Source organism: Tenacibaculum aquimarinum, from assembly GCF_022478115.1.
Taxonomy (GTDB): Bacteria; Bacteroidota; Bacteroidia; order Flavobacteriales; family Flavobacteriaceae; genus Polaribacter; species Polaribacter aquimarinum_A.
In genome coordinates, this window is record NZ_JAKGSC010000001.1 from 451,503 (window position 1) to 476,087 (window position 24,585).

Annotated in this window: 22 protein-coding genes and 4 tRNA genes; 15 read left to right on the plus strand and 11 right to left on the minus strand. The window is 31.0% G+C overall.

The genetic code is table 11. The features are described 5' to 3' along the window. The first annotated feature begins 10 nt into the window (after positions 1-10). The 3 genes from L1S33_RS02155 to sufD are packed head-to-tail and all read left to right on the plus strand — an operon-like array spanning position 11 to position 2,968. Positions 11-847 (plus strand): N-acyl homoserine lactonase family protein, encoded by an 837-nt coding sequence (locus tag L1S33_RS02155; RefSeq protein WP_240561055.1) that lies wholly within the window; start codon positions 11-13, stop codon positions 845-847. Positions 848-886: 39 nt separating this feature from the next. After that, positions 887-1,639 carry a Fe-S cluster assembly ATPase SufC gene (gene sufC / locus L1S33_RS02160; protein ID WP_240551192.1) on the plus strand — a complete coding sequence of 251 codons (753 nt, stop codon included), beginning with the start codon at positions 887-889 and terminating at the stop codon, positions 1,637-1,639. Between the two features lie 15 nt (positions 1,640-1,654). Next, positions 1,655-2,968 carry a Fe-S cluster assembly protein SufD gene (sufD, locus tag L1S33_RS02165; RefSeq protein ID WP_240551191.1) on the plus strand — a complete coding sequence of 438 codons (1,314 nt, stop codon included), beginning with the start codon at positions 1,655-1,657 and terminating at the stop codon, positions 2,966-2,968. Between the two features lie 151 nt (positions 2,969-3,119). Here the strand turns inward: sufD and L1S33_RS02170 are convergent, their stop codons facing one another. The 6 genes from L1S33_RS02170 to L1S33_RS02195 all read right to left on the minus strand — a co-directional run bounded on the left by L1S33_RS02170 (position 3,120) and on the right by L1S33_RS02195 (position 12,481). Next, complete coding sequence (locus L1S33_RS02170) at positions 3,120-3,998, minus strand: phosphatidylserine decarboxylase (RefSeq protein ID WP_240551190.1); 879 nt, start codon at positions 3,996-3,998, stop codon at positions 3,120-3,122. A gap of 43 nt (positions 3,999-4,041) precedes the next feature. Then, positions 4,042-6,450: a helix-turn-helix domain-containing protein gene (locus L1S33_RS02175; RefSeq protein WP_240561056.1), complete on the minus strand. Its 2,409-nt coding sequence runs from the start codon at positions 6,448-6,450 to the stop codon at positions 4,042-4,044. Positions 6,451-6,504: 54 nt separating this feature from the next. Continuing rightward, positions 6,505-7,668: an MFS transporter gene (locus tag L1S33_RS02180; RefSeq protein WP_240561057.1), complete on the minus strand. Its 1,164-nt coding sequence runs from the start codon at positions 7,666-7,668 to the stop codon at positions 6,505-6,507. Continuing rightward, the gene (locus tag L1S33_RS02185; protein ID WP_240551187.1) at positions 7,661-8,029 is read right to left on the minus strand and encodes a DUF2200 domain-containing protein; all 369 of its coding nucleotides are present in this window, start codon (positions 8,027-8,029) and stop codon (positions 7,661-7,663) included. The genes L1S33_RS02180 and L1S33_RS02185 overlap by 8 nt, the downstream gene beginning before the upstream one ends. 367 nt (positions 8,030-8,396) lie before the next feature. Beyond that, positions 8,397-9,611, minus strand: coding sequence for a 2-oxoglutarate dehydrogenase complex dihydrolipoyllysine-residue succinyltransferase (gene odhB, locus L1S33_RS02190; protein WP_240561058.1), 1,215 nt, complete (start codon positions 9,609-9,611; stop codon positions 8,397-8,399). A gap of 143 nt (positions 9,612-9,754) precedes the next feature. Beyond that, the gene (locus L1S33_RS02195; RefSeq protein WP_240561631.1) at positions 9,755-12,481 is read right to left on the minus strand and encodes a 2-oxoglutarate dehydrogenase E1 component; all 2,727 of its coding nucleotides are present in this window, start codon (positions 12,479-12,481) and stop codon (positions 9,755-9,757) included. A 180-nt stretch (positions 12,482-12,661) separates the two neighbouring features. Here L1S33_RS02195 and L1S33_RS02200 point away from each other — a divergent pair. From L1S33_RS02200 to L1S33_RS02235, 8 genes are all read left to right on the plus strand, one after another. Next, a tRNA-Asn gene (locus tag L1S33_RS02200) sits at positions 12,662-12,735 on the plus strand. Positions 12,736-12,761: 26 nt separating this feature from the next. After that, a tRNA-Gly gene (locus L1S33_RS02205) sits at positions 12,762-12,833 on the plus strand. Positions 12,834-12,856: 23 nt separating this feature from the next. After that, positions 12,857-12,940, plus strand: a tRNA-Leu gene (locus tag L1S33_RS02210). Between the two features lie 323 nt (positions 12,941-13,263). Continuing rightward, complete coding sequence (locus L1S33_RS02215) at positions 13,264-14,577, plus strand: tyrosine-type recombinase/integrase (RefSeq protein ID WP_240561059.1); 1,314 nt, start codon at positions 13,264-13,266, stop codon at positions 14,575-14,577. A 440-nt stretch (positions 14,578-15,017) separates the two neighbouring features. Further along, entirely contained in the window at positions 15,018-15,296 is a 279-nt protein-coding gene (locus L1S33_RS02220) for a helix-turn-helix domain-containing protein (protein WP_240561060.1), read from the plus strand. A gap of 4 nt (positions 15,297-15,300) precedes the next feature. Continuing rightward, on the plus strand, positions 15,301-15,684 hold the full coding sequence (locus L1S33_RS02225; protein WP_240561061.1) for a hypothetical protein: 384 nt from the start codon (positions 15,301-15,303) through the stop codon (positions 15,682-15,684). Between the two features lie 269 nt (positions 15,685-15,953). Continuing rightward, positions 15,954-16,898, plus strand: a complete 945-nt coding sequence (locus tag L1S33_RS02230) for a hypothetical protein (protein WP_240561062.1) — start codon at positions 15,954-15,956, stop codon at positions 16,896-16,898. A gap of 132 nt (positions 16,899-17,030) precedes the next feature. Beyond that, positions 17,031-17,603: a DUF4468 domain-containing protein gene (locus tag L1S33_RS02235; RefSeq protein ID WP_240561063.1), complete on the plus strand. Its 573-nt coding sequence runs from the start codon at positions 17,031-17,033 to the stop codon at positions 17,601-17,603. Between the two features lie 249 nt (positions 17,604-17,852). On the opposite strand, the gene L1S33_RS02240 is transcribed toward L1S33_RS02235, so the two are convergent. Next, positions 17,853-18,098 carry a hypothetical protein gene (locus tag L1S33_RS02240; protein ID WP_240561064.1) on the minus strand — a complete coding sequence of 82 codons (246 nt, stop codon included), beginning with the start codon at positions 18,096-18,098 and terminating at the stop codon, positions 17,853-17,855. Between the two features lie 69 nt (positions 18,099-18,167). Beyond that, positions 18,168-18,249, minus strand: a tRNA-Leu gene (locus L1S33_RS02245). A 126-nt stretch (positions 18,250-18,375) separates the two neighbouring features. Here L1S33_RS02245 and L1S33_RS02250 point away from each other — a divergent pair. The 3 genes from L1S33_RS02250 (at position 18,376) to pth (ending at position 20,735) form a co-directional block, all read left to right on the plus strand. Further along, positions 18,376-19,317 carry a ribose-phosphate pyrophosphokinase gene (locus L1S33_RS02250; protein WP_240551184.1) on the plus strand — a complete coding sequence of 314 codons (942 nt, stop codon included), beginning with the start codon at positions 18,376-18,378 and terminating at the stop codon, positions 19,315-19,317. A 61-nt stretch (positions 19,318-19,378) separates the two neighbouring features. Continuing rightward, positions 19,379-19,996, plus strand: a complete 618-nt coding sequence (locus L1S33_RS02255; RefSeq protein ID WP_240551183.1) for a 50S ribosomal protein L25/general stress protein Ctc — start codon at positions 19,379-19,381, stop codon at positions 19,994-19,996. Positions 19,997-20,105: 109 nt separating this feature from the next. Next, the gene (pth, locus tag L1S33_RS02260; protein ID WP_240551182.1) at positions 20,106-20,735 is read left to right on the plus strand and encodes an aminoacyl-tRNA hydrolase; all 630 of its coding nucleotides are present in this window, start codon (positions 20,106-20,108) and stop codon (positions 20,733-20,735) included. A gap of 85 nt (positions 20,736-20,820) precedes the next feature. On the opposite strand, the gene L1S33_RS02265 is transcribed toward pth, so the two are convergent. The 3 genes from L1S33_RS02265 to L1S33_RS02275 all read right to left on the minus strand — a co-directional run bounded on the left by L1S33_RS02265 (position 20,821) and on the right by L1S33_RS02275 (position 23,521). Next, the gene (locus tag L1S33_RS02265) at positions 20,821-21,273 is read right to left on the minus strand and encodes a 6-pyruvoyl trahydropterin synthase family protein (RefSeq protein WP_240561065.1); all 453 of its coding nucleotides are present in this window, start codon (positions 21,271-21,273) and stop codon (positions 20,821-20,823) included. Positions 21,274-21,395: 122 nt separating this feature from the next. Beyond that, complete coding sequence (locus tag L1S33_RS02270; RefSeq protein ID WP_240551179.1) at positions 21,396-22,163, minus strand: enoyl-CoA hydratase/isomerase family protein; 768 nt, start codon at positions 22,161-22,163, stop codon at positions 21,396-21,398. A 23-nt stretch (positions 22,164-22,186) separates the two neighbouring features. Further along, entirely contained in the window at positions 22,187-23,521 is a 1,335-nt protein-coding gene (locus L1S33_RS02275; RefSeq protein ID WP_240561066.1) for an MATE family efflux transporter, read from the minus strand. A gap of 226 nt (positions 23,522-23,747) precedes the next feature. Here L1S33_RS02275 and L1S33_RS02280 point away from each other — a divergent pair, with 226 nt between their 5' ends. Further along, a complete protein-coding gene (locus L1S33_RS02280; protein WP_240551177.1) occupies positions 23,748-24,542 on the plus strand; it encodes a universal stress protein in 795 nt (264 codons plus the stop codon). Positions 24,543-24,585: the final 43 nt, after the last annotated feature.

Sequence of the window (24,585 nt, forward strand, 5' to 3'; positions counted from 1 at the left end):
AAATATAATAATGAAAAAAATAATTTTCTTATTACTTGCAATTAGCATAGTAAGCTGTAAAAAATCAGAAAAAAAAGCTGAAGAAACAAAACAAGTTGACGTAAAATTACATCAATTAGTTGGTGGTTCTATTTTAGTGAAAAAACTAGAGGTTTTTTCTCAAGACACAACCTATACAGGTCAACAAAAACAATTTACAGATGCATACTATGTAATTTCTCATCCAAAAGGAAACTTAATGTGGGATGCAGGTTTACCAGAACAATTAGTAGTTGCTGAGTCTTTTCATGAACCAAGCGGAGTTTTTGCAATTCAAAGACCAGATTCACTAGCAAATCAATTAAAAACTATTGGTTTAAAAATTGAAGACTTTAAATATTTTGCAATGTCTCATTCTCATTTTGATCATATTGGACACGCAAGTTATATGAAAGATGCAACTTGGATTGTACAGGAAAATGAATATAATGCAACAGTTGGTGATTCAGTAAAAGTGAAAAACCCATCGTTAACTGCTTTAACAAACGTTAAAAAAATCAATGGAGATTATGATGTTTTTGGAGACGGAACGGTAGTTATAAAATACATGCCAGGTCATACAGTTGGGCATCAAGTATTATATGTTGAAGTTGCCGGTTTAGAAAAACCTGTTTTATTAACGGGAGATTTATATCACTTTGAAGAAAATAGAACAAATAAAGGAGTTCCTTCTTTTAACTATAATGTTGAACAAACATTAGAAAGTATGGATAAATTTGAAACTTTTGCAAAAGAAAAAAATGCAGAAGTTATTATTCAACATTCTCCAATAGCATTTGAAAAATTAGAAAAATTATTAAAAAAATAAACGCTTAAAGCAAAAGCTTAAGGCATATAGCAAATAATCATGTTAAAAATCAACAATTTACACGCGTCAATAGAAGATAAATCAATTTTAAAAGGATTGAATTTAGAAGTAAAAGCAGGTGAAGTTCACGCAATAATGGGACCAAATGGTGCTGGTAAAAGTACATTAGCTAATATTGTTGCTGGAAAAGAAGACTATGAAGTTACAGATGGATCTATTGAATTAAATGGAGAAGATATTAGCGAATTAGCAGCTGAAGAAAGAGCGCATAATGGTGTGTTTTTATCATTTCAATATCCTGTAGAAATTCCTGGAGTTTCTGTAACAAACTTTATTAAAACAGCTATTAACGAAACTCGTAAAGCCAAAGGTTTAGAAGACATGCCTGCAAAAGACATGTTAAAAATGATTCGTGAGAAATCTGAATTATTAGAAATAGACCGTAAATTCTTATCTCGTTCTTTAAACGAAGGTTTTTCTGGAGGTGAAAAGAAAAGAAATGAGATTTTTCAAATGGCAATGTTAGAGCCAAAATTAGCTATTTTAGATGAGACAGATTCAGGTTTAGATATTGATGCTTTACGTATTGTTGCTAATGGTGTAAACAAGTTAAAATCTAAAGACAATGCAGTAGTTGTAATTACACACTACCAACGTTTATTAGATTATATCGTTCCAGATTTTGTACACGTTTTACACGATGGAAAAATTGTAAAAACTGGAGATGCTTCTTTAGCTTTAGAATTAGAAGCAAAAGGATACGATTGGATTAAACAAGAAGTAAATTCTTAACAGGTAAATTGCAAAATGGAATTAAAAGATAAAATAGTATCGTCTTATGTTGCTTTTGAAAATGATGTTGACATCAATTCAGAAATACATAATATACGTACAAAGGCATTACAAAATTTTGAAGAGTTAGGTTTTCCAACCAAAAAATTGGAAGCATGGAAATACACTTCTTTAAATTCAGTTTTAAAGAACGATTTTAGTATTTTTCCTAATAAAGAAAATACAATTGAATTTGCTGATGTAAAAAAATACTTTATACACGATATTGACACGTATAAAATTATTTTTATTGATGGGAAATACAGCTCTTTTCTTTCTGATGTAACGCACGATGGAAAAGATATTTGCTTACTATCTTCTGCTTTATCAAAAGCAAAATACAGTCCGGTAATTGAAAACTACTTCAATAAAATTGCAAAACAAGATAATTTAACATCGTTAAATACTGCATTTGCAAACGAAGGTGCTTACATCTATATTCCTAAAAATGTAGAGGTAGAAAAGCCAATTCAAATTATAAACTTTACAACAGGTTCTGAAGCTGCAACTATGATTCAGCCAAGAAATTTAATTGTTGTTGAAGAAAATGCACATGTTCAAATTATAGAACGTCACCAAAGCTTAACAGACAATGCAGTATTGTCTAATATTGTAACAGAGGTGTATGCAGCTAAAAGTTCTACGGTAGATATTTATAAAATTCAGAACGATAATATAAATGCTTCATTAGTTGACAATACTTACATTGAGCAAAAAGATAATAGTGTAGTTTCTGTACATACTTTTTCTTTTGGAGGAAATATTACTCGTAATAATTTAAATTTCTATCAACGTGGAGAACACATGGACTCTATCTTAAAAGGGATTACAATTATTGAAGGAAAACAACACGTAGATCACCACACTTTGGTACATCATATTGAACCAAATTGCGAATCTCATCAAGATTATAAAGGAATTTTTGACGAGCGTTCTACAGGTGTTTTTAACGGTAAAGTAATTGTAAATAAAGAAGCTCAGAAAACAAATGCTTATCAACAAAACAACAATGTTTTAATAAGTGATAAAGCTACAATTAACGCAAAACCACAATTAGAAATTTTTGCTGATGATGTAAAATGTTCTCACGGTTGTACAATTGGTCAGTTAGATGATGATGCTTTATTTTACATGCAACAGCGTGGTATTCCTAAGAAAGAAGGAAAAGCATTGTTAATGTATGCTTTTGCAAATACAGTTTTAGAAAGTGTAAGAATACCAGAAGTAAAACAACGAATTAATAGGTTAATAGCGAAAAAATTAGGTGTTGATATTGGCTTTGATTTATAATATCTAATAACACTTTATTATATTAAAAAACCACGCAATTTGCGTGGTTTTTTTACGTCTTGTAACTCCTGCGAAGGCAGGAATCTATTCTTACTTTATTTGGATTCCTGCCTTTGCAGGAATGACAGATAACCTAAAAACGCAAAATTTTCTATTCAGCTATTTTTTCTCCCATTTTAACAAAAGATTCAATCTTATTTTTTGTGTTGGTAAGAATATCTTGGTCAATTTTAATTTTGTCTTTATCTACTAAAATAACAACTGTAGAACCTCCAAAAGCAAAATAACCCATTTCATCTCCTTTATTCAAAGGTTTATTTGGTGTATAGGTTTCTATAATAGTTCCTACCATTGTAGCACCTACAGGAGCCAATAAAACTTCACCTTTATCTTCTGTTTTTAACTCACAAAACTCACGTTTATTTTCACAAAAAACTTTGGTAAAATTACTTGCTAAAGCGTGTGGAGAAACAGAAAAATAACTCCCTTTTATTGTTGTGGTTTTTGTTGGAATACCATCATACGGAAAATGAAAACGGTGATAATCATTAGGTGCTAATCTTAAAATTAACATGGAAGCATTTTTATACTTTTCAGCTAAGCTTTCACTTCCTAAAAATTCTGAAAGTGTAAACTCTCTTCCTTTTACAAAGAAGTTATGAACTTCAGAAATATCTTCAAAGGCTAACAATCTTCCATCTCCGGGTGAAACAAAATTACTTTCTATTGGACGTGCTGATGGTTTTAGTTTTCGATAGAAAAAATCGTTAAACGTAGTAAATTCTTCTATTTTTTTAACCGACTCGGTCATGTCAATTTTTAACTCTTCAACAAAACCTTTAATCTTTTCAACAGATGAAGGTTTGTCCATTCTTCTACCATAAAAAGAAGAAATAAACTTTCGTTTTGCTATTGGTAACAAGGTTAACTTTGCAAACGGATTGTTGTAAAAAAACTTAAGTAAGTTTTCTGCAGGCGGAGTTTCTGTTTGTAATTCGCCAGTTTTTCTGTTTATATATTTAATTGTCATTAAAAAATTTTATAAAGAATGGTTAAAGATAATGCTTCAGAAATTAAACTTCCATAGACATTAAAACCATTTTTAATTCCATATAGGTAAAACTTGGATCCACCTTTTCTTTTAGTGCTGTTAATCCTTTTACATCGCCAGCTGCTTCTACTTCATTTAATATTTTTTTATAGCGCTTTAATTCAATTAATTCTAGCACATCTATTTCTCCTGAAGAAATATAATTTGCTAAATGATTTTCTATAGTTCCGGCAGTTAAACTGCGTGCTTTTGCAATTTCTTTTATAGAAAGTCCAGATTTAAACAACTCAAATGTTATTTGTTTCGTTGGTTTTTTGTCTTCCTTTTTTTGCTCGTTGAATTTGTTGATTCCGTTTTCTTCACAATAACTGTTTATTACTTCTAAAATTTCTTCGCCATATTTAGAAACTCTAATTTTACCCATTCCTGAAATTTTTAACAATTCAGATTCGGTTCTTGGAAGAAGATCACACATTGCGTATAAAGTTTCTTGCGTAAAAATTTGAAAAGCAGGTATACTTTCGGTAATTCTAATTTCGTCTCTTAATTCACGTAATTTTAACGCTAAAATAGGATCTCTTTTAGAAGAAAGTTTCTTTTTCTTTTTGGTTGGCGCTGTTTTTTGTAAAACCGCTTTAGCTCTTACTTCTAAATAACTTTTGGTTTTAAATCCATTATTCATTTTCTGAAGCGCAAATAATTTTTCCATCAATTTTTCTTGCAACGCATCAAACTGTTTTGAGAAATCTTTTTTTACCGCTTTATTATCTGTTGAAAACTCTATAGCATTCAACGGTTTTAAAATATTCTCTTTTGTTTGCGTTATAAAATAATCGAGTGCTTTTGCAAAACGTTCTTGAATTTGCGAGCTATTTTCAGGTAAAATACCATCTTCATTAATTTGAGCCAATTGATTTCTAAATCCGCTTGAAACTTTCATTAACGCAACAACTCCTTTGTCTTTTATAATTTGAAGATGATCAATAACTTCTCCTTTTATACTTGTTCTATTTTTATAAAAGATATCAATTAAACGTGTTGTTGGATATAAAAAAGGTTGATAGTCGAATAATTCTGAGATTAAATTCAACTGAAATTGTTGTTCCGATTTGTTTAAAATACGTTCATCTGGATGATTTTCTTCAACGGATTCATTAAAAGAACTTACTGTTTTATCATTTATAATTGCGTTGCTTGTAATTGGTGTTTTTAAGACCAAACCTTCTAAAGAGGTACATCTACTCATTGCAACATACGTTTGTCCGTGTGCAAATGAAGCTTCCGCATCAATAATTGCTTTTTCAAAGGTTAAACCTTGACTTTTATGAATGGTAATTGCCCAAGCCAAGCGTAATGGAATTTGTTTAAACGAACCTGAAACATCTTCTTTTATCTCTTTTGTTTCTTCGTTAATTGAATAATTTATGTTTTCCCAAGTTTCTCTTTCTGCTACTATTTCGTCAATTTCATCGCCACATTGTACGGTTACATTTTCTCTTGTAATATCAGTTACAATTCCTATTTTACCGTTGAAAAATCTTTTTTCTGGCGAAGAATCATTTTTGATAAACATAACTTGCGCACCAACTTTTAATTCTAGTTTTTCTGAATTTGGAAACGAATTTTCATTGAATTTACCAGAAACCTCAGCATCAAAAAAGTAACTTCTGTTAGAAATTTTATTCAGTTCAGAATCGTTAATTAAATTGGCTCTGTTATTATGTGTAGTTAAAGTTATGTAACCTTCTTCTTTGGTTGGTGAAAAAGTTGGATTGTAGCGTTTGTTTAAAATTTCAGCAGATTTTTCTGATAATTTATCGTTTCTAATTTCATTTAGAATTGTTATAAAGTCTTCATTCTTCTGACGATAAATATGCTTCAATTCAATAGAAACCACATTTGCTTCCTGGTACGCTTGAGAACTAAAAAAGTAAACGGTATTGTAATATTGTTGCAGTAAACTCCATTCGTTTGGTCTAACAACTGGCGCTAATTGTTGCAAATCTCCAATCATTAAAACTTGCGCGCCACCAAATACTTTGTTTCGGTTTTTGTATCTACGCATAACTTGATCTATTCCATCTAACAAATCGGCTCTTACCATAGAAATTTCATCAATAATTACTAAATCAAGCGATTTTATAATATCAATTTTTGTTCTTGAAAACTTACGTTGTTGGTTTGTATTGGCAATCTGATTTGGTAAAATAGGTCCAAATGGCATTTGAAAAAACGAATGAATAGTAACACCTTTTGCGTTAATTGCTGCAACACCTGTTGGCGCAACAATTACCATTCTTTTTAAAGATTCGCTTTTAATTTTATGTAGAAACGTAGTTTTTCCTGTACCTGCTTTTCCTGTGATAAAAAGATTTCTATCGGTTTTTTCTATAAACTGTAAGGCAAGTTCTAATTCAGGATTTTTAGGCATTGTAGCTTTTTAGGATGCAAGGTAAAGAATACCTATTTATTTTCTTACTATTTTCTACCTCTTTCTCAATGAAATTAAACCTAATATTGGGCCAATTGCTAAAATCATAAAAATTTTATTTGAATCTACTATATTGGTTAAACTAGTAATATATTGAATACTAATAATTGTAATAGAAAAACCAATACAATTAACAATTGTAAGCGCAGTTCCTTTTAATTTTATAGGTGCATTTTGCGCAACTAGAGTAGACAAAAGAGGCGAGTCTGCTATAACAACAAATGCCCAAAATATTAGAAAACTTAAAAATAATATTTCATTGTTACTCCCCAAAATTAATGGAGAAATAATACAACATAAACAAGACAAAAACAATGCGATAAAAGCGGTTTTCTTTATACCAATTAACTTAGAAATATAACCACTAAAAATACAAGCAATGCTTCCTGTTGCAATAATTATAAAAGACCAAAGAGAAATATTAAGAGACAGTTCTTGATGTAAGCTATATTTCTTTAAAATAACTGGAACAAATGCCCAAAAAGCATACAATTCCCACATATGTCCAAAATAACCAAAAGCAGCGGATCTAAATTTTTTATGACGGAAGACTTTAAAGAATGCAAATAAATTTGTTTTCTGACTAGGTTTCCTAAAAGGCCCATTAGGAACAAGTAGTAACATTATTAAACCTCCTAAAAAGGCAAGTGTAGATGTTGTAAGTATTGTGTATTTCCAAGAGTAATAACCTGTTATATTTTTTAGTAAATGCGGAAAAGCTGTTCCTAAAACTAAAGCTCCAACTAAAAACCCTAAAGATTTACCAAGATTATCTTTATAATAATCGGCAGCTATTTTCATTCCTACAGGATAGATTCCTGCTAGAAAAAAACCTGTAAAAAAACGCATTGAAAGTAAACTGGCTATGTTATTGTGGTCCCATAAAACACCTAAATTTAATAAAGCACCCAAAAAAGCACTTATAAAAAATACTTTAGAAGGAGAAAAGCGATCTACAACTGTTAAAATAGCAAATGTTAACGTACCAATAATAAATCCAAACTGTACTGCTGAAGTTAAATGGCCTAATGCATTATTATTTAAGTTGAAAGTAGTAACTAAATCATTAATAACGCCATTACCTGCAAACCAAAGAGAGGTGCAGAAAAATTGAGAAATTACAATTATCGGAAGAATTATCTTAGCGTTTCTAGGCACGTAAAATCTTTTCCATTTTTCTACCTTTAGCTAATTCATCTATTAGCTTTTCCATTTGTCTGCATTGTTTGTATAATGTAAACTCCTCTTCAATTTCTTCAATTCTATAACCACAAACAACACCTTTTATCATGTGTGAATTAGGATGTAAAGTAGCTTCTTCAAAAAAGGTTCTATAGGTTACTTTTTCTTCAATAAGCGATTTCAATTTTTCTTCATTAAAACCCGTAAACCATTCTAATACTTGATGAAAATCTTCTCTTGTTCTACCATTTTTCTCCAATCTATTCCAGTAAAGTGGATAAATAGTTGCGAAGATCATATTGGCAACTTGCTCGTTTTTTTTGGTGGTTACTTTCATTTTATAGGTTCTAAATAATGATGGAGCAATTTACGAAATTATGTTAATGTAAATACTTGGATTTTTTAGCAAGTTCGCTAACGTTAACACTGATATGTGTCGTTTCAATGACTTATATCAGTAGTTAGCGAAGTTATCTTTTTTTAAGGAGAAAGTCAAGAGGAAAAACGCTAACATTAAGAATCAAAAAAAACTCGCAAACAAGTTTAGCCCTGATTGAGCGGTTTGTTTGAGCTCTTTTTTGAGGAACGAAAAAAAAGCGAGTAGCGAAAGCAGGAAATAGCTTCAAACAAAAAAAATCCCAAGTATAAAACTTGGGATTTGTATCTCTAAAAATCTAATTGTCTAAAATTCTGACAATCTAATACTACATTTCAAATGCTTTTGTTGGGTTGTTGTCTAATAACAATTCCATCGGATTTTCTAATGCTTCTTTAACAGCCACTAAGAAACCAACCGATTCTTTACCGTCAATAATTCTGTGATCGTACGATAAAGCAACGTACATAATTGGCTGAATTACCACTTGTCCATCAACAGCCATTGGTCTGTTTACAATGTTGTGCATTCCTAAAATTGCACTTTGCGGTGGATTGATAATTGGTGTAGATAACATAGAACCAAAAACACCTCCGTTTGTAATTGTAAACGTTCCTCCAGTCATTTCATCCACTGTAATTTGTCCATCACGAGCTCTAATTGCTAAACGTTTTACTTCGCTTTCTACACCTCTAAAAGATAAGTTTTCTGCATTTCTAATTACAGGAACCATTAATCCTTTTGGTCCAGAAACTGCGATAGAAACATCTATAAAATCGAATGATACCATTTCTTTTCCGTCAATCATAGAATTTACTGCTGGGTACATTTCTAATGCACGTGCAACTGCTTTTGTAAAAAAGCTCATAAATCCTAAACCAACACCATGTTTTTCTTTAAAAGGAACTTTAAATTGAGAACGTAAATCGAAAATTGGCTGCATGTTTACTTCGTTAAACGTAGTTAACATTGCAGTTTCATTTTTTACAGTAACTAAACGTTCTGCAACTTTTCTACGTAACATAGACATTTTCTTGCGAGAAGTTCCACGAGTTCCGCTTGCTGGTTGTGTTCCCATAGAAGGTACTGCTTTTACAGCGTCTTCTTTAGTTACACGACCGTCTTTTCCTGTTCCTTTAACAGTACCGGCTTCCATTCCTTTTTCAGCTAAAATTTTCTTTGCTGCTGGAGATGCAGTTCCTGTTGCATAGGTTGCAGCTTTGGGAGCTTCTTTAACTTCTACTTTCTTTTCTTCTGGTTTAGTTTCTGCTTTTGGAGCAGTAGAAGAACCTTCTGGTTTTGCAGCAGCAGTATCAATTAAACACACAACTGCGCCAACTTCTACAGCATCACCTTCTTCAGCTTTTAAAGTAATAATACCACTTTCTTCTGCCGGTAATTCTAACGTTGCTTTGTCTGAATCTACTTCGGCAATTGGTTGATCTTTTTCAACATAATCGCCATCTTCAACTAGCCAAGTTGCAATTTCTACTTCTGTAATTGATTCTCCCGGAGAAGGAACTTTCATTTCTAAAACACTCATGGTTTCTTAATTTATTTTAATCTGAAATTCTATTTTATTCTTTTTGGACGTTTTAACGGGCTTTCCACTATATCTTTTTTATTTTTCATAAAAAAGGATGCCATTTCAATCCCTAACGCACGCTTACTTATTATGTTCTGTTATTAATCGAACACTTTATCTAATACTTCTTGATGACGTTTTTTATAACGTGTACTTGAACCTGCAGCTGGTGCAGCTTGGTATCCTCTAGAAGCAACTTCTAATCTATCTACAAAATCGAAACGTTCTAACATATAACCCCAAGCTCCCATATTTTTAGGCTCTTCTTGTGCCCAAACATAACGTTCAGCATTCGGATAATTTGCTATTACAGCTTTAATTTTTTCTTCGTGTAATGGAAACAATTGTTCAATTCTTACCAAAGCAACATCTTCTCTTCCTAATTGTTCGCGTTCCGCTAACATATCATAATAGAATTTACCCATACAGAACACCATTTTAGTTACGTTCTTTGGGTTAATTGTATCGTCTATTACTTCGTTAAAACCTCCTTCAGCTAACTCTTCAATAGTATTTACAGCCTTTGGATGGCGTAATAAACTCTTTGGTGTAAAAACAACTAAAGGTTTTCTAAAATCACGTTTCATTTGTCTACGCAACAAATGGTACATATTTGCAGGATTAGAACAATTTGCAACCGTAATATTATCTACAGCACATTGTTGTAAAAAACGTTCTATTCTACCTGAAGAATGTTCTGGTCCTTGACCTTCATATCCATGAGGTAATAAAACTACCAATCCGTTTTGCAACTTCCACTTATCTTCTGCAGACGTTATATATTGATCAAAAACAATTTGTGCTCCGTTGGCAAAATCTCCAAACTGTGCTTCCCAAATAGTTAATGTTTTTGGTGTTGCCATTGCATAACCATAATCGAATCCTAAAACTCCGTATTCCGATAAATGACTATTATAAATTGTTAATTTTCCTTTATTATTTGTGTTTGTGTTTAATAAGTTAACACGTTCTAAAGTGTTTTCGTCGCGCATAATTGCATGACGGTGAGAGAATGTTCCTCTCTCTACATCTTCTCCAGAAATTCTAACATCAAAACCTTCTTCTAATAAACTTCCGTATGCTAAGTTTTCAGCAATTCCCCAATCTAAAGAGTTTTCTTGAAACACCATTTTCTCACGGCCTTGTAAAATACGTTCTGCTTTACGTACAAACTTATGCCCTTCTGGAGTTGTTGAAATTACTTTAGCAATATTTTTCAATTTATCTGCCGAATACGTTGTGTCAGTAGACTGCAACATATCTTTTAGTTGCTTACGAACAAAACCATCCCAAACTTCTGGCATAAACTCTTGAATCTTAGAAGTAGTTTTCTTTTTAGATTGTTTAAACTCTTCTTCTAAGTGCTCTTTAAATTCATTGGTAATTTGTGTTACATATTCTGGAGCAATAGTGTTTTCGGCAATTAACCTTTCCGCATAAATTTCTTTAGCATTTTTATGTTTTGATATTGCTTTATATAATTTTGGCTGCGTAAAACGAGGTTCATCACCTTCGTTATGCCCGTATTTTCTATATCCTAATAAGTCTATGTAAATGTCTTTTTTAAACTTCATTCTGTATTCTACAGCTATTTCCATAGCGTGACATACAGCTTCTGCATCATCTGCATTTACATGTAATACAGGCGATAAAGTTACTTTTGCTACATCTGTACAATAAGTACTAGAACGTGCATCTAAATAATTGGTAGTAAAACCAACTTGATTATTTACAACTACATGAATAGTTCCACCAGTTTTATAACCGTTTAAAGTCATCATTTGTGCTATTTCGTAAGCAATTCCTTGCCCAGCAATTGCAGCATCTCCGTGTACTATAATAGGTAATATTTTACTATTATCTCCTTCGTAAACTTTATCAATCTTTGCTCTTACTATTCCTTCTGCAACCGCAGCTACAGTTTCTAAATGTGATGGATTTGGAACTAAATTCATCTTCATTTCTTGACCACCTTTATAGGCTTTACTTAATGTTAATCCTAAGTGATACTTAACATCTCCACTAATTGTTTGGTCTTCGAAATCTTTTCCTTCAAACTCGCTAAATAAATCTCTAACAGGTTTTTTAAAGATATTTACCAATGTATTTAAACGACCACGGTGTGCCATTCCTAAAACACATTCTTTAACACCATATTTTTCAGCGGCATCTCTAAGCGCTACACTAATTCCAGGAATTAATGTTTCTCCTCCTTCTACAGAAAAACGTTTTTGACCAACATATTTTGTTTGTAAAAAACTTTCAAACGTTGAAGCTTGATTTAGTTTTGTAAGAATATATTTTTTTGCTTCTAAATCGTAACTTGGGTGGTTATCGTTTTTGTTAACACGAGTTTGCCACCATTTTAATTCATCAGGATTACGCAAATACATATATTCTACTCCAATACTATCACAATAAATTGCTTTTAAATGCTCAATAATTTGCGATAATGTTTTTGCTCCAATACCTAAAATTTCTCCGGCACTAAATACTGTAGATAAATCTTCTTTAGTTAAGCCAAAGTTTTCAAACTCTAAATGCGGAGTATATTTTCTACGTTCACGAACCGGGTTCGTTTTAGTAAACAAATGTCCACGTGTTCTGTAGCCATTAATTAAATCTATTACTAAAAACTCCTTACGAACTGCTTCTGGAATTTCTGAAGAAACCTCTTCATCATCTAAATATTCTTCATTTGCAAGGTCATATCCTTGAAAAAAACTTCTCCAACTTGGTTCTACTGCATCTGGGTTTTTTTGATATTGCTCGTACAATTCGGCTATAAACCCTGTATGTGCTGCATTTAAGAACGAAAACTTATCCATATTGTTACTCCTTGTCATATATATAATTAAAACAAAAATACAAATTTAAAGAACTTTAGCTATTGTTTTAGATTGAAAATAAAAAATGAAATAAAAATGATTTTTTTTTAATTTTTATTTGGCAGTTTTCAAAAATGGTATATATTTGCACTCGCTAAACACAAATGGTGTTATGCAAACTCCTCCTTAGCTCAGTTGGTTAGAGCATCTGACTGTTAATCAGAGGGTCTTAGGTTCGAGTCCTAAAGGAGGAGCAAAAAAGTTCATTAAAATAAAGACTGCGAAAGTAGCTCAGGGGTAGAGCATCACCTTGCCAAGGTGGGGGTCGCGGGTTCAAATCCCGTCTTTCGCTCTATACTTTGAAAAAAATTCCAAGCTGAAGTGGTGGAATTGGTAGACACGTTGGACTTAAAATCCAATGTCCATTAGGACGTGCGGGTTCAAGTCCCGCCTTCAGTACTAAAGCCTTAACGATAATCGTTAAGGCTTTTTTTATTTATAATAATATTGTTTTAGGAAAAAGAAAAACCGTAATCATTTTTAAAAATGATTACGGTTTTTTTGTACTCGAGGTGGGAACAGAAACCCACTATCTTTAACACTTAACAACCCGCTTAAAACACTGGTAAATCATTTTAAAATCAATAAAAGCACCATTAATAAAGGAATTTGTTATTGTTTAATAAAATTGAAATAAATTTAATACAATGTAAAAATGGTTGGCAAAGGGTTGGCAAGAACCTAAAAAGTTTGTATATTAGTATTGTTCAAAACACAAAACTATGGCTTCAGTTAAATATCAACTTCTTACAGAAAAAGAAAACGCACCAATTTATTTAAGACTTTCAGTAAGTCGAAAAGTAAACACACGTACAAAAACTGGGTTACATATAAATGCAAAAGATTGGAGCACCTCGAGTTTTCCAAAAACAAATACAGAAACTAATAAAAATTTAAAATCTGAATTACAGAAATTAGAAATCTATATTTTGGATGAGGTTAATAATGCAAATAGTATTGGCGAAAAGATAAACACCGCGTGGTTGAAATTTAAAATAGATGTACACTTTAAAAGAGCAACAGAAAACAAACAAAGTGACTTATTAATAGATGCAATACAAACAATAATAGATGAAGCACCAACAAGAAAAAACGCAAAGGGCGGGATTGGTTTGTCTAAGAGTAGAGTAAACTCTTATACTTCATTAAAAAACATACTTACAGAATATCAAAAGAATAACACGTTTAAGGTTAAAGATGTAGATGTAAAATTTGCTAAGAATTTTTTAAAGTGGCTACTAAATTCTAAGAAGTACCAAAAAACAACAGCATTAAAAAAGATATCAGATTTAAAGACCGTTTGTAATGATGCTTCATTTTATGGAATTGAAACAAGTGTACAACTAAAAAAAATAGATAGCACAAAAGCAAAAAAAGACAAAATACTGTATTTAACACCCCAAGAACTAAAAAAGATAGAAGACACACCGCTTTTAAACGAAGCGTATAAGAACGCAAGAAAATGGCTTTTATTAGGTTGCCAAGTTGGGCAACGTGGTGGCGATTTGTTAAACCTCAACGAAAGTAATTTTATAAACTTAAACGGACTGGATGTAATACAGTTAAAGCAACAAAAAACAGATAAGACCGTAACAATACCAGTATTAGAAAAAACGCAAGAAATAATAAAAAGCGGGTTGCCTTATAAAATATCTATTCAGAAATTCAATAAACACATTAAAGAGGTTTGCAAATTAGCAGAAATAAACGAACCGATAGAAGATAGCAAGATAACTGTAACTGTAAAAGGTAAGGGAAATAAAGAGAAAAGAAAAATTAACGGAACTTATGAGAAATGGGAATTAATGGCTTCACACGTTTGTAGACGTTCTTTTGCTTCTAACTTATACGGCACACTTCCGACACCTCTAATAATGAGTATAACGGCTCACAGTTCAGAAAAAATGCTATTAAATTATATCGGTAAAGACAGTTTAGACTATGCGCAACAAATAGCAGATTTCTATACGTTACAAGCATTAAAAAATAAAAAAGAAACTCAATTAAAAGTTGTAAAAAACGCGTCGAGTCAGTAATATTTCAGATAATTTAATTTTAAAGTATAAATAATACCTTTAAAATTTATTTTTAGAGGGCTTATATTGCTTTTATTTGACTGTAAACCAATTACTTGTATTTTTATAATCCTTAGGAACAAATCGTTGCCGTTTCTAAAAACAGTGTTTAATTAGTTGATTTATGTTTTTTAAACAACTGATTTTTAGTTATTTATGTTTTTTGAAGTTATTGACAAGGGACTTTTTTGTTAATAATTAGAAGTGTTTCGTTAATAACGATATACTTATACCTTATTAAACCTCATTATATTTACCAAAGTAAAAAAGAGCAAACTACCAACTTGCGTCGAAAAGAATGCCCTTGTACTTAGGAAATACAAAGATACACCTTTTCGCGTAATTGACACCTAATAAGGTTGTGGTGGTTTGTTAAGTATTAATTTTAAAATATTTAACCAATGAAGCAAGTTCAATTAGTGGGTATTACACCCGAAGAAAACAACAAGCCAATTTTTGAGTACATCGACAAAAAATTTGATGACTTAAAAAAATTCTACCAACCAAAGAAACCTACGGAATACCTAACAAGGCAAGAAACCGCAGACCTTTTAAAAGTTGATTTGTCAACTATTCACAATTACACTAAACGTAAAGTATTAAATGCTTGGGCAATTCAAGGTAGAGTTTATTATAAACGTTCTGAAGTTGAAGGTTCAATTATCAAACTTAATAAATAGAGTTATGATGAAAGCACCACAACCAATTATTCACGTATTCAAGGAATTTAACGTGGGTAAATTTAAGGGAGTAAAACACTACGAACTTGAAGAAGTAAGCAAAGGAACTTCTTTGCTGTCTAATCAAATAAATTTAAGTATCAATAGAAATTTTGCCAAATCAAGTCCAGAGTATTGGCTTAAAATAAGAGAGGGCGAAAAATGGAGTAATTGTATTACTGGTTTATTTAAAACCAAAGAAGAAAATATTTTTAAAGGAGATGTAGAAAGGAAAAAACATTTACTAATATTTAGACTTTCTTTTGACGCAAGAACACTAACAGTCTATTACTTTTTAGACTACCATACAAACGATTTAAGCGAGGTAATGCATTTGCTTAGAAGATAACACAAACAATTCTTTTGAGGGTGTAAAAACCCTCTTTTTCTCAATATTAATATTTAGGAGTTATAGCAACGTAACATCTGAATACAAACACTCTATTCTATATTTTGATAGACAATATGCCATTTAAAACATCTGATGAGGTTAGTATGCATAACGCGTATTATAACCCCTTATTAGAGTTTGTAAGTAAGACAGAGGTGGCAAATAAAACGACTTCAGAATGTTACTACTATGTCAAAACAAAATACTTAAATCTATCATTTGTATTTATGTTTAATTACAAGAATGAGATGCAAGAATTAACCGTTAGGGGCTCAATTCATACATTTTACAACAATGGGCTTCATAATGCAAACAGATTAACATTTGAGCAATTTAAAACCTCTTTAGATAAATATACTTCAATCTTTGGTATTGACTTGACAAAGTGCAAACTTTTACCATTAGAAAACGGTACAAACTTGTATTTAAACAACTTTAAAAATCATATATATAATGTTGATGAAATAATAGAAAACACTATTTGCGTTAAAAGAAATATGTTTAATCGTAATGCAGGAATAGATACTTCTTTAATTTCAGGAACATCTAAAAATGAAGTAAGAATTAAGTTTTATTCTAAATCGGCAGATTATCCAAAATATTGTACAGATACATTAAGAACAGAAGATAAACTATCTAAAATAAGAGGACTTAATAAAAAAGGGATTGTATTTGTTTCAGATTTATATAATATCAAAAATCATATAATTTTACTTGAAAAACATTTAGAGAATGTGTCCAATATAGTTCTGTTTGATTACACAATTAAGATGCCTAAAAAAAGTAAATACTTAAAGATAATTAACGAGTTAAAGAACCCTAATTATTGGAAAAAGTTAATTAAAAACTGTAAAAACTCAAAAGAGTATAACACGAAATACAACGAAAAAGTAAAACTATTAAATAGTTTGTCAAAAAGGTATGGAACAAATCTACTTCAAAACATTATACAAGAAACTGAAAAACAATCACTTAAAGATTTGGGTGTTTGTAATTTTAGTACCTTTAAAATAAGTAAAACACTAAAGAATGCACTATTTGTAAAACCAAAGAATGCACCCTTATATATATGGTGCACTCCTTATCCATATAAAGTAGAAAGAATTGGTTTCATTCAATGTAATACAGATATTAAAAACACCTCTTTACAATCACTACCATATAATCATTAATGATTTTTTTTTGATTAATCAATATTTGATTTCTTTTGATTAATCAATACTTTTTCAATTACAAAAATTCAGTTTACTGATTTATATCGATTATTTATTTAATACTTATATTTGAAGTAAATAAAAAAAACTATGAAAAAATATCTGTTAGTAATTGCATTATTATCACCGCTTGTATTTATGGCGCAAGGGAAAAGTTTTCAATTAAATAAGGAGACTCCAGAATTAATCAATCAATATGTTGTAATAGAAAGAGACTCTATGACAATAAGTGATGGTTATGACAAAATAATTGAATGGGTAAATATAACTTATAACACACCTAAAGAAGTTATAAAGTCACAGTTAAAAGATGAGTATATAAGGATTGAAGGAATTAATCAATCAATGACAAGTCAAAAAATATTAGGAAGAAAATTTTCATATAAAGGCAAATACTCTTTAACTTTTGAGTTTAAAGAAAATAAGATTAAGATGGAATTAACTAACCTACAAATTTACTATGAAGGAACGAAATACACTACTGGTGGTTGGATGAATGATAACCCATCTCTTGCAAGTCAAACTAAAAAGAACGGCAAGACTAAAAAAGGAAAAGCAAGATTTAATCAAGGGATTATAGATAGTGTAAACGAATTAAGACTAAGTATTCAAGATTACATTGATAATAAGAATAAATCTATTATAAAAAAAAATGATTGGTAGGGTAAAATAATTCACCAATCTAATGCTTACGTATAAAGGCTTTTTGACGGTCACACGCGCGTATTGTTTTGTTTTTTGCTAAAGTTATAATTCAGAAAATTAAAAAGCCACTCTTTTAAGAATGGCTTTTTTGCTATGAAAAAGAAAAAATGCTATGAGCACTTTTAATTTGTTTAAATATACAATAAAAAAAGGAGAAAACGAAAAACCTTACCTTTTGCACTTCGTTGTTGTCTGTTCGCGTGTGTGTTATATGTAGTGAAGTTCTCTAATAAATATAATAAGTTGTTCTTCAAATTGCTTAATTGTTTTAAGTTTATTAGAATAGCAAGTTTTTACTTTCCCTTTACTGATATAGAATTTAAAAAAAACAGAATTATATTCTAATTCTATTCTGTACCCTTGCATTATTGCAGTTCTATAACCTTGTGAGTTTCTTATTTCCGTTCTACTTGGCAACATAAAAAAGATGAGGTTTTTAAAAATTGTTGGCATATGGTTGGCAAATAAAAAGCCAATAAACTAAAAAACCATTGAAAATCAGATGATTAACAACGGTTTTTGTACTCGAGGTGGGAATCGAACCCACACTCTCGAAAGAACTGGATTTTGAATCCAGCGCGTCTACCAATTCCGCCACTCGAGCAATAAATAAACTTACTGCAAAGCTAAAAAATATTTTTCTGTTAATCTTCTAATAATATAGATAACTCATTAAATAATTTCTATTTTTGCACTCAACAACAACACTAACTTAAATATTTTATCTCAAATGACTGGACAACAGTTAACTCCAAAAATTTTTGCTTGTAGACAAAGCATAAAATTAGCTGAAAAAATAGCAAAACAATACGGTGCAGAACTTGGCGATGTAGAAATAACCCCATTTAGTGACGGTGAATTTCAACCTGCTTTTAAAGAATCTGTAAGAGGTAGAAGAGTTTTTATTATTGGCTCTACAAACCCACCAGGAGACAATTTAATGGAAATGTTATTAATGCTAGACGCAGCCAAAAGAGCTTCAGCAAGACACATTACTGCCGTTATGCCTTATTTTGGTTGGGCTCGCCAAGACAGAAAAGACAAACCTCGTGTTGCAATTGGCGCTAAAATGGTTGCAAATTTATTACAAACTGCTGGTGCAACAAGAATTATGACTATGGATTTGCATGCAGATCAAATTCAAGGGTTCTTTGAAAAACCAGTTGATCATTTATTTGCATCAACAATATTTCTTCCATATATAAAGTCTTTAAATTTAGACAATTTAACAATTGCTTCACCAGATATGGGTGGTTCTAAAAGAGCGTATGCATATTCTAAATACTTAGAAAGTGATGTAGTTATATGTTACAAACAACGTACAAAAGCAAATGTTATCGGTCACATGGAATTAATTGGTAATGTAGAAGGAAAGAATGTAATTCTTGCTGATGACATGATTGACACAGGTGGAACATTAGCAAAAGCTGCCGAAATAATGATGGAAAGAGGAGCAAAATCAGTACGTGCAATTTGTACACACCCAATACTTTCTGGAGGTGCTTATGAAAAGATTCAAAATTCTAAATTAACAGAGTTAATTGTTTCAGACACAATTCCTTTAAAACAAGAAATTTCTAAAATTAAAGTTGTATCTTGCGCGCCCTTATTCGCTGATGTGATGGACAAAGTTCAAAACAATACATCGATAAGTGGTCAATTTTTAATGTAGTTTCGGCTACGATCAACGTCCAAAAAGGAAGTTGAAAATTTAATTTATTTAATAAAAAGTAATGAAATCAATTACAATCAAAGGATCTCAAAGAGAAAGCGTAGGTAAAGTAGCAACTAAAGCCTTACGTAATGCTGGTCAGGTACCTTGCGTATTATACGGAGGAGACAAACCAGTACACTTTTCAGCTGAAGAATTAGCTTTTAAGAAATTAGTGTATACTCCAAATGTATATACTGCAACGATTGAAGTAGAAGGAGCAACATACGCTGCTATTTTACAAGACATTCAATTTCACCCAGTAACTGACAGAATTTTACACGTAGATTTCTATCAATTATTTGATGATAAAGAAATTACAATGAACATTCCTGTAAAATTAACAGGGACTTCTCCAGGTGTATTAAATGGTGGTTCTTTACGTTTTACAAATCGTAAACTAAGAGTAAAAGCTTTACCAGCTAATTTACCAGATTTTATATCTGCTGATATTTCTAGTTTAAAAATTGGAAGCAAGTTATTATTATCTTCTTTATTTAATGAAGATTATACTTTTATGCACCCAGACAATACAGTTGTTGTACAAGTTAGAACTTCTCGTAATGCAACTGCTGAAGATGATACAGAAGAAGCAGAAACTGCTGAAGGAGCTGAAGCTGCTGCACCAGCTGCAGAATAAGTTTTATTCACATAAATTACAAAAAGCGTTACATAAATGTAACGCTTTTTTATTGTCCTGATTTTTTTTCAGGATCTCAAAAACAATAAATTCTTCTTATTTTTGAAAAATGAATATTATTCAATTTTTTAAAAATCTGTTGGGATTTAAAAAAGAAACGCAAGAAGATATAATGAAGAAGTTTTTAATTGTTGGTTTAGGAAATATTGGTGAAAAATACAACAACACTCGCCATAATATAGGTTTTCAAATAGTAGATGCTTTTGTAAAAGAACACGAAGAAACTTTTTCTACAGATAAACTTGGTGATATTGCTAAGCTAAAAATTAAAGGTAAAACCGTTATTGTTTTAAAACCAAACACTTACATGAATTTAAGCGGAAAAGCTGTTCAGTTTTGGTTGAAAAAAGAAAATATTAACGTTGAAAACCTTTTAGTAATTACCGACGATTTAAATATTGACTTCGGAAAAATACGTATTAAAGGAAAAGGAAGTTCTGGCGGACATAATGGATTAAAAGATATTCAAGAAAAATTTAATACCGGAGCGTATCCAAGATTTAGGTTTGGTGTTGGAAATTCTTACGGAAGAGGAAAACAAGTAGATTATGTACTTGGCGAATGGAATAAAGAAGAACAAAGCGAAATGATTGAAAGAATACCATTTTGCGTTAATGCCGTAACTTCTTTTATTACGGCAGGTTTATCTAATACTATGAATGAGTTTAATGGAAAGTAAGTTTTTGTCATTCCTGCGTAGGCAGGAATCCATTTAAAAACTTGTTCACCTTTATTAAGATTCCTGCCTTCGCAGGAATGACAGATTATAAATTATCACTCGCAAACCACTCAGCAAAACTTGTTTCAGTTTCTTGTAATCTTAATGAATGTAAATTAATGTTCTCAGGTAAACGATTCTTAATTTTTTCAGCAAAATCAATAACCATCATTTCACTAGTTGGTTGATAATCTACCAAAATAACATGATGTCCACGATCTTGTAGTTCTTTTGCCAACTCTACATGCGGCGTATTTTTGTTAAAAACAGTTGCATGATCAAACGCATCAACAATTTCTTCTTTCACAACTTTTTTTAAGTCAGAAAAATCGATAACCATTCCAAATTTTACGTTTGAACTATCTGTAATTGGACTACCAATAACAGTTACTGAAAGTTTATAACTATGTCCGTGTACATTTTTACACTTACCATCGTAACCATATAATGCATGACCAGTTTCAAAATTAAACTGCTTTGTAATTCTAATAGTACTCATTAACGTTTTCTTTTTTTATTGTAAAAATATACAACTACTAAACCTACTGCTAAAATTGCAAATAAATAATCTCCACCCATAATTTAAATTTTTATATAATCCTTCTAAATGTAGCTTGGCTACTATTTTTTAAATTTGTTTAATGCGTTTTTTGTGAATTCTGACAACACTAATTTTCCTGACATTTCTGCCCTTTCAATTAATAAATTGTTCCAGTTTTCTGTTCCAAGCCAAAGCGCTTTTTTCATTGCTGATAAAGCTTCTGGATTGTAAGATGCTAATTTTTCTGCTAACAAGTCTACTTCTTTATCTAATTCTGAAGTATTTTCTAAAACTTTTGCATATAAACCTTTGTCTTTTGCCCAATAAGCAGTTTTCCAACTTGTAGCATCTATAGTTAATTCTGCTAAACCACTTACACCAATTTTACGTTCTACTGCCGGAGCAATTACAAAAGGTCCAATTCCTATTGTGAATTCCGATAATTTTATAGATGCGTGTTCTGTAGCCAAAACATAATCGCACGCAGCTGCTAAACCAACTCCGCCACCAACAGTTTTACCTTGTACACGCCCAATAATTAATTTTGAACAGTTTCTCATGGCATTTATAACATTGGCAAAACCAGAGAAAAAAGCTTTTCCTTCTTCTAAATTAGAAATTGCAACCAGTTCATCAAACGAAGCTCCAGCACAAAAAGCACGATCACCTTCAGATTTTAAAACGATAACTGAAACAGTTTCATTTTCTGATAAGACGTTCAATTCCTTGGTTAATCTATCTAACAATTCACTCGGAAAAGAGTTACTTGCCGGATGACCAAACTCTACCGTTGCAATGTTATTTTGAATATCTGTGTATAAACTTCCGTTTTGTCGGTTAGTTGTCATGTAAAATTGATTTTTTGTCAAAGTTAACTTTTTTCCACAAGCGGAATAAACTTTCTTCTAAATTTGATGATTAAAGGTAAACCTCGGGCAATTATCCAACCAAAAAAGGCAATCCAAATTGCATATAACTTATACTCTAAGTGATTAAAATATAATAAAAGAGGAATAAACACAAAGCTTGTGGCTAAAATTAATAAGTTTCTAAGAAACTTCATTTTTCCCATTCCTTTAAACATTGCATCAAAAACAAATGTAATTCCACAAATAGGTTGCATTATTAAAATTACCCAAAAACTTATATAAAACTGCTCTAAAACAAGTTTGTCTTTTGTGAAAATTCTTCCTATTGGTTCGTAAAATATAAATCCTACAATAGCCATAAAAACACCTGTTAAAAAACCATATAACAATAATTTGTTGCTTAATTTTAAAAGTGTTTTATAATCTTTTGCTCCTAATAGTTTACCCGATAAAATATTGCCTGCGCTAGAATATCCGTCAATACTAAAAGCGCCTAATAACCAAAGATTAAGACCAATTGTGTAGGCAGCAATATAGTTGTCTCCGTAACTTGTTGCATAAGAAGCTCCAAAATACAACGCAACGTTTAACGCAATTGTTCTAACAAATAAATTTAAAATCATGCCAATCACTTTTTTTATTTCTTTGTTAAAAGGCATTGTGATTTTTAATGAAATGGATGTTTTAAAAAACAACAAAACTGCTGCAATAATTGCCATTGTTACTTGTGCTATTACACTTGCATAGGCTGCTCCTTTTATATTCATTGCTGGTATAAAACCTTCTATTCCGTAAACAAAAGCATAATCTAAAACAATATTTAAAAGTGCTCCAATAATTGCAATTATCATTGGATAAAAGGTGTTTTGTAAGCCTCTAAAGGTTCCGAAAACTCCAAAAACAAAAAGAGCAAATGGAAAACCGAAAATTCTTATTTTATAATATTCTATACAATATTCTAAAATAGTTCCTGATGCGTTATAAAATTGAAAAATTTGTTTTGCAAACGGATACGTAATTAGCAAAACTAATAAGCTTGTTGCCACAACAATGGTAATGGCTTGTGCTGGTAAATTTTTTACTTCGTTTAATTTATTGGCTCCAACATATTGTGAGATAATTGAAGAGATTGCGCTTCTACTTTGTCCAAAAACCCAAACCAACATAGATAAAAATGCACCAACAATACCAACGGCGGCTAAACTTTCTGTTGCATTATTTTCTATATGACCAATAATTGCTGTGTCTGTTATTGATAATAGTGGTTCTGCAATTCCTGCAATTAATGCCGGAATTGCTAATTTATTAATGTTTTTAAAACTGATTTCTTGATTCACGAAAAAATAATTGCAAGTACAAATATAGTGAGTATTTATACATTCCGTAAGCAAGTAAGTGCGTTAGTGATAGAGCGGTATGTTTGAGCTCTTTTTAGGTTTTGTAAACCTAAAAAAGCGAGTAGCGAAAGCACGACTTTAATCCTGAATGTCTTCAGGATAAAGTAACGCCCAAAACAATATCCTTTTTTTTAAGTATCTTTGCGGTCTTATTAAAATCTTGATTATGAAACATATTTTGGTTCCTATTGGTTCTACGGAAAACTCGATAAACACGTTGCAATATGCTATTAATTTTGCTAAAGAAATTGATGCAAAAATATTTGTAATGCGTGCTTATCAAGTGTTATCTAAAGCGGGTGCTTTTGTAAATGCTGATGCAACAATGCAACGCGAAACCAACTTGTACCTAAATTCTATGGTTAGAGGTTGCGATACAAAAGGTGTTGAGATTAAGTTAATTGCTTCAAAAGGAAATGTAATTGATAGTATTACAGCAATTGACAGAGAAATTGGAATCGATTTAATTGTTGTTGGACCAAAAAGTAACTCGATTAAAGATGAAGTTTTCTTAGGAAAGACATCTGGAAAGATTGTAAAACAAACTGAAATACCTGTTTTAGTGATTCCTGAAGGTTATAAATATGTTCCTGTTCGTAGAATTTTAACTGCGTTTAAATCTGGTATCCTTAATAAGAAAAAAGTATTAAAACCTTTAAAAACAGTTTTAGAAGCTTTTAATATAAAAGCTACTTTATTATTAGTAAAAACGCCTGGGTTTACTGATGAAGATTTAGTTTTAGACTCTAAATTAGATGCTTTAAAAAGCGAATTAATTATTACTGAAAACGCAACTACTTTTCAAGGTGTATTAGCCAATTTTCAAGCACAAAACCCAGATATGTTATGTGTTTTTAGACGTAAACGTGGTTTCTTTAAAAAACTTTGGGAAAGTAATACTATTTTAAAGGAAGAGTTTCACTGTAATGTTCCTTTATTAGTGTTGAGCGGGAAGAAATAGGTTTTGGTTTATACGTTTATTTGTGTAATTGTTTATTCGGGTA